This is a genomic window from Bradyrhizobium sp. 172 (assembly GCF_023101065.1).
Classification (GTDB): domain Bacteria; phylum Pseudomonadota; class Alphaproteobacteria; order Rhizobiales; family Xanthobacteraceae; genus Bradyrhizobium; species Bradyrhizobium canariense_D.
On record NZ_CP064701.1, the window covers coordinates 6,899,254 to 6,912,239 of the forward strand.

The window sequence follows — 12,986 nt, forward strand, 5'->3', positions numbered from 1 at the left end:
TCTCACCCCCTATACGGTTCGAGCACCAGGTCACGGTTGACGATCACCCGCACCGGAAATCCCGGACGGATCGTCAAAGTTGGCTGAATGTTGAGATTGCGGCGGACTATCTGCTGGCCCGCTTGATTGATCGATTCCCCAGCTCCACGGCGGAGCGCGGCAATGAGATCGCTGTTGGTATTGCCGCTATCCGCCCCGGAATTCACCTCCGTGCCGACGGAAAGCAGCGTCGAAAGAGCGGCGGCCCCCAACAATTCCTTCCAATGATTGTCGACTTCGTCCTCAAGACCAGAGTAACCTGCCGCATCTGCGCCGGGCTGCCGTTCCAAAACAATCGACCTCCCATTCGGCATGATAAGGCGCGTCCACACCAGGAGCACGCGCGACTGTCCAAATGCGACCTGGCTATCGTAGCTCCCGATCAGCCTTGCTCCCTGGGGGATAAGGCGAGCTCGCCCGGTAGGAGAATCGTACACCGCTTCTGTGACTTGGGCTGTGATCTGGCCAGGCAGGTCGGAGCGGATTCCTGTGATCAGCGCGGCCGGAATGACCGTTCCGGCCTGAACGACAAAAGGCGAAGCGGGCCTCACAAGGCGATCGGAGCTTGTCGTCCGACGATCGACCGTTGCACTGACGAACGCAAGCTTTCGGTCTTGGCCATTTTGAGCAAATGCTTCGTCGGATGATGGCGCGGCGGATGAACGAGCTTCGCTCGATGAGGTGGCAGGGACCTGTGGCCGGACATTGGTGCTGGCAAATACCTTGCTGATCCGTGCCGCCTCGCTCTCCTGGCTGAGACGCTGCTGTTCGGCATCGATGCCGAGGGAGCTGGATGTCGAAGACCCCTGTGCTGCGACGATCGGCCGGCCGAGATCGCCCGGCAAGGGCGGCCCTAGACGCGGCACGTCCTTCGGGATCTCGGTGTAATCCTTTGGTAAGGTCGCGAGCTGATCGGCGATATTGTGGTGGTCGGTGGCGTAAAGCTCCTCAGGCGCTGAAGTATGAGACCGTTTCTCCTGCAGCGCCCAGAGCACCGCGCCGGTGACCAGCACGAGCACAGAAGCGCTGACGCCTATCAGGACCTTTCGCGAGAGGCGCGCAACTTGCGGAGGATCCGGCCGAAGCCGGAGCGCTTCGGCGATCTCTTCCGGTGGCCTGGCCCGAGGTGGTTCGTTTGGTTCATCGATCGCCTGGTCACTATCGTTCAAAGCGACCTCCCGTCGGTTCGCACGATCCTGACCTTCTGCTGGTGCTCCTCGCCGAGCCTCAGCTCGGCGGCCGCGAACAGCCGGTCAACAATCAGCACATTTCCGTAAGCGCGGTAGTTGACGATCTCGGCTTTACCGTCGGGCCCGATCACGAAAAGCGGCGGCATCTCGCCCTGACTGACGCCGGAGGAGAATTCGACATAGGTTTTGCGGCCGTCATCATAAGCGTTGACGGGACGCCACGGCGGGCTGTCGCCCTCGATCGCGTAACGGTACCGGCGCGCCGGCAGGTCCGGAATAAAGGGTGCCGGCGGTAGAGCTCGCGTTCGCCCGCCACGATCCGCCGGATAGAACCAGGCGACCGAGGGCATATAGGGCTTTTCTTTGGCGCGAAGCTCGATCAGGTAAGTACGGCGATCAGTATTGACGACGAGGTTGGTCTCGATCGAGGGACGGGTGGGCTTGACCATGATGTGAACGCGGCGGGTGTCGCCGCTGCCACTCTCGGTGTCGCCGACCACCCAGCGGACGGTATCGCCTGCGGCGACCGGTCCTGAGCCGATCAGCTGCTCACCGGGCTCGAGGGCAATGTCCGTAATTTGCCCCGGCGCGGCATAGATCTGGTAGAGCGCGCCCGGACTATAGGAAAACACTTGCACCGCATTGTAGTAGCCGGCTTTGCGAGGCTGCACGCGTGCAGCGTCATTTGCGGTTTCGATGCGCTTGACAGGCTCCTTGGGCTCCGCGCTGTTGCCGCCTCGTGCAGCCTTCCAGGCCGGCGGCACATGCAGCGGTCGCGGGCGATCATCGGCAAGCGCCGGCAAGTCCGTTGCCGGCGGGAGCTCGTTGTCGTAGCTGATTTGCGGCGGCCTGAAGGTCGTGCAGCCGCCGAGCATCGAGACACAGACCAGAAGAGCCAGAGGCAAGCACGGCCGCGCTTTTCGTGACACAATAACGAGACCTGATGGCATGTTAGCCGAGCTCCTTTGACCAGTTGATCGCGTTGACGTAGATGCCGAGGGGATTTTTGCGTAGGCGATCCAGATCGCGAGGCATTTCCACGACGATGGTGAGGATCGCGCTCCACCGCTCCGTTGCGGCAAGCTGACCGTTCTCATAGCGCCGCTCGATCCAGGCCAGGCGAAAGCTCTCAGGGGAGGCCCGGATGACGCTAGACACTTCGATCGCGACTTGCGTTTTGCCGAGCTTGGCGAATGGTTCGTTGTTGCGGGCATAATCGTTGAGCACCGCGGCACCGCGATCCGTCGTGAAATCGTAGGCGCGCAGCCAGTTTTCGCGGAGCACGATGGCGTCCATCGGCAGACCACGCACATGCTCGACGAATCGCGCCAGGTGAAAAGCGACTTGGGGGTCGGTCGGTTGGTAGCTGGCATTTGCCGGAGCGACAGTCTTGGCTTCCCCCAATTGGTCGACCTCAACCACCCACGGCGTGATCGTCCCGTGTGCGGATTGCCAGACCAGAGCGGCGGCAAAACAGCCGGACAAGAAGAGGGAGCCAAACGCCATCAGGCGCCAGTTTTTGGCCTGGACGCGCGCAGACCCAATGCGATCATCCCAGACCTGGGCGGCGCGTTGATACGGAGTGACAGGCTCCGGCATGCGGCCATAGTGAACGGCCGATCGTTTGAACATTGTTTGACCTCAAGATGCTCAGGAATGGAAATGGTCGATGTGAAGCGTCAGCGGTCTTGTTGCGAGAGGTCGACAGATCCGCCGCCCACGCCGTGATCGCCGGAACGGATCGCCTGGGTAGCCGCTGATGCGCCATGGCTGATCGTCTGCGCTCGCTTCATCCGACGAACCCAAGGGGGCGCGTCGGACCCAGCGGCGGAAGAGTCCCCCTCTTCACGACCGGCATGGTTCGGCGCTCCGCCAAGACCAGTGGCGACCGAACGTAAAGGACTAGCCGCACCTGACGCACTTGCCTCTGCGCCGGACATGCTCCCCGCCCGCGACACGCTCATCGTACCATTTGCAATCGCGCTGCCTCCACGTGCCGCGCCAGCAATCGCGCCGCCGGCGAGACCGGCCGCGCCGGCGGCGAGACCTGCGCCAGCCGCAACAACGCCACCGGCGGCGAGGCCTGTCCCGACAGCGCTTCCGGCGCCAAGCTGCGGACCTCCGGAGACGATGCCGTTGGCAATACCGGGCCCGAAAATCCCGAGCCCCAGAAGTGTGAGCGCACCGAGCACCAGCGCCATCGCATTCTCGATGGTCGGCTGGTTGCCGCCGAAGCCTGCCGTGAACTGCGAGAAGAAGGTCGATCCGATGCCGACAATGACGGCCAGGACCAGGACCTTGACGCCGGAAGAGATTACGTTGCCCAGCACTCGCTCGGCCGCAAAGGCCGTCTTGCCGAAGAGGCCAAAGGGGATCAGCACGAAGCCGGCAAGTGTCGTCAGTTTGAACTCGACAAGCGTGACGAAAAGCTGGATCGCGAGAATAAAGAAGGCCAACAGCACCACGATCCAGGCGAACAGCAGGACCACGATCTGCACGAAATTCTCGAAGAAGCTGACGTAACCCATGAGCCCCGAGATCGAGTCGAGGATGGGTCGGCCGGCATCAAGGCCAACTTGGGCGATCCGGCCCGGCCGCAGAAAATCTGTCGACGACAGGCTTGTGCCTGACGCTTTTAGCCCAAGGCCTGCAAAGCTCTCGAAGACGATGCGCGCAAGGCTGTTCCAATTGCTGATCAGATAGGCAAAGACGCCGACAAACAATGTCTTCTTGACGAGCCGGGCAAGAATCTCCTCATCAGTGCCAAAGGACCAGAACAGGCCCGCGAGCGTGAGGTCGATCGCCGCCAGCGTCGTGGCGAGATACCCCACTTCGCCTCCGACGAGGCCAAACCCGGAATCGATGTAGCGGGTGAAGGTTTCCAGGAATTGATCGATGACGGAGGTACCACCCATGGGTCACTCGCTTTGGCTTGGAATGGAGGGAAAACCGGACGGGAGGCGACTTTCGTCCTTGCGCAGGACAGGAGAGAGGAATGGCGCGGCGCCTGTCCGGCTGTCCGGATCACCTGTCGATCTACTTCCTGCCAAGAACTGCCTGCGCTGCTCGGCCCAGATCTTCTGGCATTCGAGAAGAGCCTCTTTCTGCTCGTAGGTGACGGTGCGGCATTGCTCGAGCTTTGCTGCGGTCGCATCGGATTTTGAGGCGAGATAGACGGAAGATTGGGTCGCGCTCCTGTCCTCAGGCAACCGAATGGCGCAGACGCCAACCACCAGGACAGCAAGACCAAGGGCTGCCGCGGCGGGCAGTCGTTCAAGTCGTTTCTTCATGATCAGTGAAACATCTGCACGGTTGTTGGTTGGTAGCCCTGCCCCTGGCTAAGAAAGCGCCGCAGTTGCTCCCTGCCCTGATCCTGCGCAGCTGCGCGCTGGGCAGACTCGAGCGTTTCCGCACGACCTTGCGACGCGACAGTAGCCGTAAGGTCCGCAAGCTGCTGAGCTTGCAACGCAAGGAGCTGGTTGCCGGCCTGACTTGCCTGAAGCGCACCCGATGCGCCCTGGCTCGCCGTCACCAGGGCGGACATTTGGGTGCGGTTGGTGTCGAGATTGCGGACAACACTCGCTTGGAGCCGCATGGCGTCCTGCAGCCCGGCAACGGAGTTCTGCCAACGCGTCTGCGCATTCCCGACAAGGAGCCCATTGGACATGCTGACCGATGCCGGCGCATAGGTGGTGGAAAACGCGCGATCGACCTGCTCGACATCATAGGCAATTCGCTGTGCCTGCGAGAGTAGCTGCTGGGTGCGCTGAATCGATTGCTCGAGCTGTTGTAACGACGAATAAGGCAGGCTGGCCAGGTTCTTCGCCTGATTGATCAGCATCTGCGCTTCGTTCTGCAGCGAGGTGATCTGGTTGTTGATCTGCTGCAGCTCACGCGCGGCGGTCAGCACATTCTGAACGTAGTTGTTGGGATCGAAAACGATCCACTGCGCCTTTGCTCTGCCGGGCGCTTGGACCATGATCATGGCGATGATGCTTGCCGCCAGAATCGGCCGGATCCAGTTCATGAGAGCGCTCCTTGTTGGGCGAGCTGCGGAATGAGATTGCAGGCCCAGCCGAGGTCGCGCGCCATGAGCCAACCGGTCACGAACTCGTCCCTTCCGTGCTCGGCAAGCACCCGGTCGACGAGAGCCTGGTCGGCTTTGGACGAGGCGGCCACGAAGGCGAGGGCGATTTCGCCAAGTCCGAGCTCGAACAGGCGGTTGCCGCGTCGAGATTGGCAGTAGTAGTGTCGCTTGGGGGTGGCGCGGGCGAGGATCTCGGTCTGGCGGTCGTTCAGCCCAAAGCGCCGGTAAATCGCCATGATCTGCGGCTCGACGGCGCGATCGTTTGGCAACAGGATCCGGGTCGGGCAGCTCTCAATGATGGCAGGCGCGATTTTGGAGCCGTCGACATCGGCGAGCGACTGGGTCGCAAAAACGACGGAGGCGTTCTTCTTGCGAAGCGTTTTGAGCCATTCGCGGAGCTTGCCGGCAAAATCGGCATCATCGAGCGCGAGCCAGCCTTCGTCGATGATGAGCAGTGTCGGACGGCCGTCTAAGCGGTCCTCGATCCGGTGAAACAGATACGCCAGAACTGCGGGCGCGACAGAGGTCCCAATCAATCCCTCGGTCTCGAACACCTGGACGGAGGCTTCACCGAGCGTTTCGTGCTCGCCGTCCAGCAACCGCGCGTATGGCCCCCCGAGGCAGTAGGGCTGCAGCGCGCGCTTGAGAGCGTTGGATTGTAGGAGAACGGAGAGCCCAGTCAGCGTCCGCTCGGCAACCGGCGCCGAGGCGAGCGAGGTCAACGCCGACCAGACATGATCCTTAGTCTCAGGCGTGACCTCGATCCGCTCGCGCGACAGGATCGATGCGATCCAGTCGGATGCCCAGCCTCGCTCGCCGAGATCGTCGATGCGCGCGAGCGGCTGGAGGGCGACGAGTTCTGACGGATCGAGCGCGCCGCCGAGATCATGCCAGTCGCCGCCCATGGCGATGGCCGATGCGCGGATCGAGCCGCCGAAGTCAAACGCAATGATCTGCGCCGCGCTGTAGCGGCGGAACTGCAGCGCCATGAGCGCCAGCAGGACCGACTTGCCGGCGCCCGTCGGTCCGATGACCAGCGTGTGGCCGACATCTCCGACATGCAGAGAAAACCGGAATGGCGTGGAACCTTCAGTCTTGCCGAAGAACAATGGGGGCGCCTTGAAGTGGTGATCCCTCACCTCTCCGGCCCATACCGCAGATAGCGGGATCATATGGGCGAGGTTCAGGGTCGAGACCGGCGGCTGGCGGACGTTCGCATAAGTTTGTCCCGGCAGGCTGCCGAGCCAGGCTTCGACGGCATTGACCGTCTCGGCCATGCAGGTGAAGTCTCGGCCCTGGATAACCTTTTCGGCGAGGCGGAGCTTTTCGTCGGCTGCGCGCGGATCCCTGTCCCAGACCGTGACCGTTGCCGTGACGAAGACCTGGCCGATCTGATCCGAACCCAATTCCTGGAGCGCACTGTCCGCATCCATCGCCTTGTTGTGGGCATCGGTATCCAAAAGCGCGGAGGCCTCGTTCGTCATCACCTCCTTCAGGATCGAGGCGATCGACTTGCGCTTGGCAAACCATTGACGCCTGATCCTGGTGAGCAGCTTTGTGGCATCTGTCTTGTCGAGCATGATCGCGCGCGTCGACCAGCGGTACGGGAATGCCAGCCGGTTCAGCTCGTCGAGAATCCCGGGCGTGGTCGCAGTCGGAAACCCCACGAGCGTCAGAACGCGCAGATGCGCGTCGCCCAGCATGGGTTCAAGGCCGCCTACCAGCGATTGATCGGCTAGCAACGCATCGAGATACATCGGGATTTCTGGCACGCGCACCCGGTGCCGTTTGGTCGAGACCGTCGAATGCAGGTAGGTCAGCGTTTGCTCGTTATCAAGCCAACGGCATTCCGGCATGAAACCCTCGACCAGCTGCAGCACGCGGCTGGTCCGGTCACTAAAGCCGGCGAGCAGCTCGCGTGCATCGGCTCCCGCAGCGCGCTGGCTGCCCTCGTACAGCAGGCGCTCTGCTGCGGCCGCACTCTCTGCCGGAGGCAAATAAAGGAAAGTCAGGTAGTAGCTCGACTCGTAATGACTGCCGGCTTCCTCGAATTGCGCCTTCCGCTCCGCATCCACCAGCGCCGAGGCGACGTCCGGGAATGTATCCGGCGGATAGCGTCCGGCCGAATGCCGCTGCGCCTCGACGAACACGGCCCACCCGGATCCGAGACGACGGAGTGCATTGTTGAGGCGGCCAGCGACCGCAACGAGCTCGGCCGGCACGGAGCTGTCGAGATCCGGCCCTCTGAACCGGGCCGTTCGCTGAAACGATCCATCCTTATTGAGAATGATCCCTTCATCGACCAGGGCAGCCCAGGGCAGGAAGTCGGCAAGACGTGTGCTTGAACGGCGGTATTCGGCAAGATTCATCATGGGACGACTTCAGGTTCTGAGGTGAGCGGGAACGCGAACATGCCGGCGCACGACTTCCACGAATTCCGGATCGCGCTTTGCGGCCCAGACCGCAGCCATGTGGCCCACGAAAGCGAGGAGAAGGCCGGCCAGCCACATGCGCAGGCCGAGACCGAGTGCGGCGGCCAGTGTGCCGTTGAGGATGGCAACCGCGCGCGGCGCGCCGCCCATCAGGATCGGTTCGGTGAGCGCGCGGTGGACGGGAGCCACAAATTCCGGGACTGGCTCGTCCATCAGATCACCACTCCGCCGCCGAATGAGAAGAACGAAAGGAAGAAGCTCGATGCGGCGAATGCGATCGACAGGCCGAACACGATCTGGACTAGCCGCCGGAAACCACCCGAGGTGTCGCCAAAGGCGAGCGACAGCCCGGTCACGATGATGATGATGACCGCAATGATCTTTGCGACCGGACCTTCGACCGATTGCAGGATCTGGTTCAGCGGCTGCTCCCAAGGCATGTTCGAGCCGGCGGCCCAGGCCGGCGCGCTGGCTAGGGCAAGGCTGGAGAACGCCACAATTGAGATGAAGCCGCGCCCGAGAGACGATCGTGTGGTCATGACTGATCTCCGATGTTCGAAAGGCTGTAGTCGCCCAATGATCCAAGGCCGTCGACGCTGGCGAGTTCGCTCAACCGCCGTTCGCCGCCACGGCCAGAGAGAACGGCGATGACGTTGATGGTTTCTCCGATCAGGGCGCGCGGGACGGTGATGACGGCTTCCTGGATCAGCTGCTCGAGCCGGCGCAGCGCGCCAAGCGAGGTCCCGGCGTGTATCGTTCCGATGCCGCCGGGATGGCCTGTGCCCCAGGCTTTCAAAAGATCGAGCGCTTCGGCCCCACGGACCTCGCCGATCGGAATGCGATCGGGGCGCAGGCGAAGAGAGGAGCGCACAAGATCAGAGAGCGAGATCACGCCGTCCTTGGTCCGCAGCGCCACCAGGTTCGGTGCCATGCACTGAAGCTCCCGGGTATCTTCGATGAGAACGACACGGTCCGATCCTTTGGCAACCTCGGCAAGCAGCGCATTTGTCAGCGTCGTCTTGCCGGTCGAGGTGCCGCCGGCGACCAGGATGTTCTTCCGTGCGGCGACCGCATTGCGAAGCGCGCTCGCTTGGCTCACGTTCATGATGCCTGCGGCGACATAGTCGTCCAGGCCGAACACGGCGACCGCCGGTTTGCGGATCGCAAACGTCGGCGCCGCAACAACGGGCGGCAGCAATCCTTCGAAACGTTCCCCCGTTTCCGGCAGCTCAGCCGAAATCCTGGGCGAGCCGGGATGAACTTCTGCTCCTACATAGTGCGCGACCAGTCGGACGATTCGTTCGCCATCCGCTGCCGAAAGGCTCTCTCCGGTGTCTGTAAGGCCGCTGGACAGTCCGTCGATCCACAGCCGGCCGTCGGGATTGAGCATCACCTCGACGATTGCCGGATCTTCCAAAAATCCTGCGATGGCGGGCCCCAACGCGGTACGCAGCATACGCGCTCCGCGCAAGTTCGCTTCTGAATCAAAAGAATGGATCGCCACGATTTGCCCCAAGCTGCTGAGGCCGCTTCCGCGCCCTCATCTGAAGGCAAATAAAAGACAGATCACGTGTTACCGCAACGAAGGGAGTATGCCGTTCGTAGTCTAGCGCAGAGAAAGGAGCATTTGAAAAGAGCGGCGGCTTGACGCGCCGCCCCTCGACCGCGAGGCGAGAAATCAGCAATGAGCAATGGTCCGGAGCTTACTATTTTTACGCCTCGTCGCGGTGTTTGCTCAGGCTCCATTGCTTCTCCTGAACCACTGTCGCTCCCTCGCGTGGGCACGATTGAGCTCCCAGTTTTTTAGGAAGCTCAAACCCGGAATGATGAACCACATCAGCCGGCGGGCTGCCGCAGGTACCAATGCCGACGCTGGGTCCCGTGCACCACCCTGAGCGTAACATGCCCCTGCACCATTCCCCCTGGACTCAGGGTGGCCCAGTACTGCACGAGGATTGCCGACGCAGAATGCAGGCGTTCAAAGAGTGATTTCTAGTCCGCAATGGCCGAGCTGAAATCGCAGATCTACTTGAGCTGCGCGTGTAGCGAGACATGGTCGAGTTCACCTTCCCACCACGACACAAACACCGCGGCAATACCGTTCCCGATGATGTTGGTAAGCGCGCGCACCTCGCTCATGAACTTGTCGATCGAGAATACGATCGCAATGCCCGGGACGAGGTCAGGACTGACCACGGTCAACGTTGCGGCCAGGGTGACGAACCCGGCACCGGTAACACCACTCGCGCCCTTCGAGGTGAGCATCGCCACTACGAGTATCGTGAGCTGCTGGCCGAAGTCGAGATCGACCCCGAGCGCCTGCGCGATGAACAAGGTCGCCAACGTCATGTAAATGTTGGTCCCATCCAAATTGAAAGAGTATCCTGTCGGCACCACCAGGCCCACGACCGGCTTGGAACAGCCCAGCCGTTCGAGTTTTTCCATCAACTGCGGCAGCGCGCTTTCGGACGACGACGTTCCGAGCACGATCAACAGCTCATCCTTGATGTAGAAGATGAACTTTAGAATAGAAAAACCGACCAAGCGCGCGACCAGGCCAAGCACAATGATCACGAAGAGCCCGGCTGTCACATAGAACAGAGCAACCAAGCTGATGAGTTTACCGAGCGCGGACGGTCCGAATTCGCCGATAGTGTAGGCCATGGCGCCGAACGCCCCGATTGGCGCTGCCTTCATTACGATCCTAATGACACCAAACACCGCGTGTGCAGCATCGTCGACCAGACTGCGCATCCGCTCACCCCGCTGGCCAAGCGCCATCAGCGAGAACCCGAATAGGATGGCAAACAGCAGCACCTGTAGCACGTCGCCTCGCGCCAGAGCGCCAACTACGCTATCCGGAATAATATTGAGGAGGAAATCGACCGCCTTCTGCCCTTCCGCTCTTTTAACGTAGTTGGCTACCGCCGCGGCATCAGCCCTGGGAGCGAGCCCATGACCGGCCTGAACGAGATTGCCCATCACGAGACCCAGGATCAGCGCAAAGGTTGACACGATCTCGAAGTAAAGCAGCGCCTTGACGCCGACTCGGCCGACCTTTCGTGCATCCTGAACATGCGCAATTCCGGACACAACAGTGCAGAAGATGATCGGGGCGATCACCATTTTGATCAGCTTGATGAATCCGTCACCAAGCGCTTTGACCCAGCTGTTCGTCCCCACAGAAGGCCACAACCAGCCAACGAGAACGCCAATCAGGATCGCGATGAGTACCTGGATATAAAGAACATTGTACCAGGGGCCAGATGGCTGGAACAGGGCGGCGGCTTTAACAGAGCGGCGCTGGCGGTGATTGTACATCACGCTCGACCCGGCGCCGTGGTACCAAAGCGGAGTGACAATGAAGGCACGGCTTCGCTCAGTGTTCCCTTAGCGGGGCACGCACAGCGCACTGACCGCTTTAAAAAACCCCGTCCGTTGCCACCGGTTGCCGGCTCTCCCGAATGGGCTTGCGGCCAACGCGAAACAAAGTCCTGAATCCCTTCTGAAACCAGCGGTAAAAACTTGAGAAAGCTTCCTTGAGAGTTCGAATGCATCAGCGTCACCACCCATTTCAATCTTTTTTGGTTGTTCGAAGATGCGACCAGCATGTTAAATGCCGCCACCCTTAGCAGCCGGCGACCACTCTTCACCTGAGGCATTCTCGCCGTATCGCGCCGGACCGCGACCGTACGTTGAAGAGACATTCACCGTAAAGAACTTGTGGTGGTGCGGCGCGCCTGCGTTCACCCCTCACTCGTCCTATCCTGGCTTCAGGTGAATGCCCGGACATTCCCAAAGGCATCAACTTCGATCGAAAACCACAAGGGCCGAGAAGACATAGCCAGTAGCATTGCTCACGCTGCCTCCATTGGCGATCCCGGTTCCGCCTTTTCGGGAGCTGTGTTTTGCGGTGCCGAACAACACTCCTCGTAACAGAGCTTCTCACTCCTGTAGCTCGCCAAGGCCTGGAGGGAGCACTGCACGAGATCCCGTTTCGCTACATCGGAGGCAGGCGCTGCATCCAGCCATTTCAGCGCCACCTCGACCAATTCGATCGCGCGATCCCTGTTACCGGTCTCGTAATAGTACCGAGCGACCGCCCCGTACGAGAGGAACTTCGCGCCCTCGCTGCCTTGGGGCGGATTCGCCGCGAGGATGTGTTCGGAGAGGTCCCTGCCCATGGCAAAGCGCTCGGCATGTGGGAAACCGGAGTAGTCTTTCGCGGGGTCGAAGAGTTGGCGGATGGCCACGCTCATCCAAACCACAGATTTCTTGTCGATCGCATCGCGAACCAATTGGCGCAATACCGCCAAGCCGGCCCGCATGTCGCGTATCTTGTGAAGCAACAATTCCGCATGAAGCCCACGGATGGTGACATCGTCCGGCATCGCAGCGAGTGCCTCCTCAACCCCTGAAAGGGCTGCCGCCCAATCCTTACTATTCATGGCGGCTTCAAGTCTGGCAAAGATCGGTTCCACCAGCGCTCGCTTCTGCGATAGTTCGCGCTTTCTGCGTCTGCCCGTGGTTATCCTCTCCGCATCCAGGGCTTTGGCTTCGTCGCTCACTGCCCAGGAGCCGTTCAGAACTTTTGGCAACAAGTTATCGAGTTGCGTCGGATGGCCGATAAAGGCGAAGCGGCCGTCACGATCGACCACGAATGACGAGGGAATCCCGACAGAAAAGCTGGGATCCATCCAAAGCTTGTTCATTTCGCCGGAGTAGTCGAATGCGATCGCGAAGTTCAGATCTGGCAAGCTCTTCGTCAACCAAGCGTCCAAGCTGGCTCGCGCTTCATCTGCCGTCGAAGCTTGTTCGTGAGCCGCGATGCCCACCACCTCAACTCCGTTGCTCCTGTATTTGCTCTGCAGGGTCACCAAATTCGGCATCGAGGCGATACATGGTCCGCACCACGTCGCCCAAAACTCGATGATGTATACTTTCCCAGGCTCGAACTTTGTAAGGGGTTGGCCACGGAGCCAGTCCTCAACTTTGATGGAGGGAGCCGGCGAACCGACTCTCAGCACATTCTCCGCACCGACTTGACTTGCGCTCTCAGTCACACTGGTCATTGCTCAAATTCGCTTTACCTGGCTCTGTGGAAAACAACAGCAAGTCGCATGCCAGCCAGCGCTCATTCATATTACGCATTTTTCGTATCATTCCTGTCGACCTTGCGACGCATGTCGCATATCCGACCAGCTGTTTGGAGCTTCTTAAGCAATCAGTCGGCCGGAC

The 12,986-nt window shown here is 60.9% G+C and carries 12 protein-coding genes; all 12 read right to left on the reverse strand.

Annotated elements, in window-relative coordinates; genetic code table 11:
- Nucleotides 1–2: 2 nt before the first annotated feature.
- Complete coding sequence (locus IVB07_RS32800) at nt 3–1,208, reverse strand: TrbI/VirB10 family protein (RefSeq protein ID WP_247289306.1); 1,206 nt, start codon at nt 1,206–1,208, stop codon at nt 3–5.
- Complete coding sequence (trbG, locus tag IVB07_RS32805) at nt 1,205–2,179, reverse strand: P-type conjugative transfer protein TrbG (protein ID WP_247767313.1); 975 nt, start codon at nt 2,177–2,179, stop codon at nt 1,205–1,207. The genes IVB07_RS32800 and trbG overlap by 4 nt, the downstream gene beginning before the upstream one ends.
- A gap of 1 nt (nt 2,180) precedes the next feature.
- Nucleotides 2,181–2,861, reverse strand: coding sequence for a conjugal transfer protein TrbF (gene trbF, locus IVB07_RS32810; protein ID WP_247767315.1), 681 nt, complete (start codon nt 2,859–2,861; stop codon nt 2,181–2,183).
- Between the two features lie 47 nt (nt 2,862–2,908).
- A complete protein-coding gene (gene trbL, locus IVB07_RS32815; RefSeq protein ID WP_247289299.1) occupies nt 2,909–4,144 on the reverse strand; it encodes a P-type conjugative transfer protein TrbL in 1,236 nt (411 codons plus the stop codon).
- A gap of 3 nt (nt 4,145–4,147) precedes the next feature.
- Nucleotides 4,148–4,519, reverse strand: a complete 372-nt coding sequence (trbK-alt, locus tag IVB07_RS32820; protein ID WP_247289297.1) for a putative entry exclusion protein TrbK-alt — start codon at nt 4,517–4,519, stop codon at nt 4,148–4,150.
- Nucleotides 4,520–4,521: 2 nt separating this feature from the next.
- Nucleotides 4,522–5,256 (reverse strand): P-type conjugative transfer protein TrbJ, encoded by a 735-nt coding sequence (gene trbJ, locus IVB07_RS32825; RefSeq protein ID WP_247289295.1) that lies wholly within the window; start codon nt 5,254–5,256, stop codon nt 4,522–4,524.
- On the reverse strand, nt 5,253–7,688 hold the full coding sequence (trbE, locus tag IVB07_RS32830) for a conjugal transfer protein TrbE (RefSeq protein WP_247289293.1): 2,436 nt from the start codon (nt 7,686–7,688) through the stop codon (nt 5,253–5,255). The genes trbJ and trbE overlap by 4 nt, the downstream gene beginning before the upstream one ends.
- Nucleotides 7,689–7,697: 9 nt before the next feature.
- Nucleotides 7,698–7,961, reverse strand: a complete 264-nt coding sequence (locus IVB07_RS32835) for a VirB3 family type IV secretion system protein (RefSeq protein ID WP_247289291.1) — start codon at nt 7,959–7,961, stop codon at nt 7,698–7,700.
- The gene (locus tag IVB07_RS32840; RefSeq protein WP_247289289.1) at nt 7,961–8,287 is read right to left on the reverse strand and encodes a TrbC/VirB2 family protein; all 327 of its coding nucleotides are present in this window, start codon (nt 8,285–8,287) and stop codon (nt 7,961–7,963) included. The genes IVB07_RS32835 and IVB07_RS32840 overlap by 1 nt, the downstream gene beginning before the upstream one ends.
- The gene (gene trbB, locus IVB07_RS32845; protein ID WP_247289287.1) at nt 8,284–9,204 is read right to left on the reverse strand and encodes a P-type conjugative transfer ATPase TrbB; all 921 of its coding nucleotides are present in this window, start codon (nt 9,202–9,204) and stop codon (nt 8,284–8,286) included. The genes IVB07_RS32840 and trbB overlap by 4 nt, the downstream gene beginning before the upstream one ends.
- Nucleotides 9,205–9,773: 569 nt before the next feature.
- Nucleotides 9,774–11,069 carry a C4-dicarboxylate transporter DctA gene (gene dctA, locus IVB07_RS32850; RefSeq protein ID WP_018459007.1) on the reverse strand — a complete coding sequence of 432 codons (1,296 nt, stop codon included), beginning with the start codon at nt 11,067–11,069 and terminating at the stop codon, nt 9,774–9,776.
- 536 nt (nt 11,070–11,605) lie between these two features.
- Nucleotides 11,606–12,820 (reverse strand): TlpA disulfide reductase family protein, encoded by a 1,215-nt coding sequence (locus IVB07_RS32855; protein WP_247367608.1) that lies wholly within the window; start codon nt 12,818–12,820, stop codon nt 11,606–11,608.
- Nucleotides 12,821–12,986: the final 166 nt, after the last annotated feature.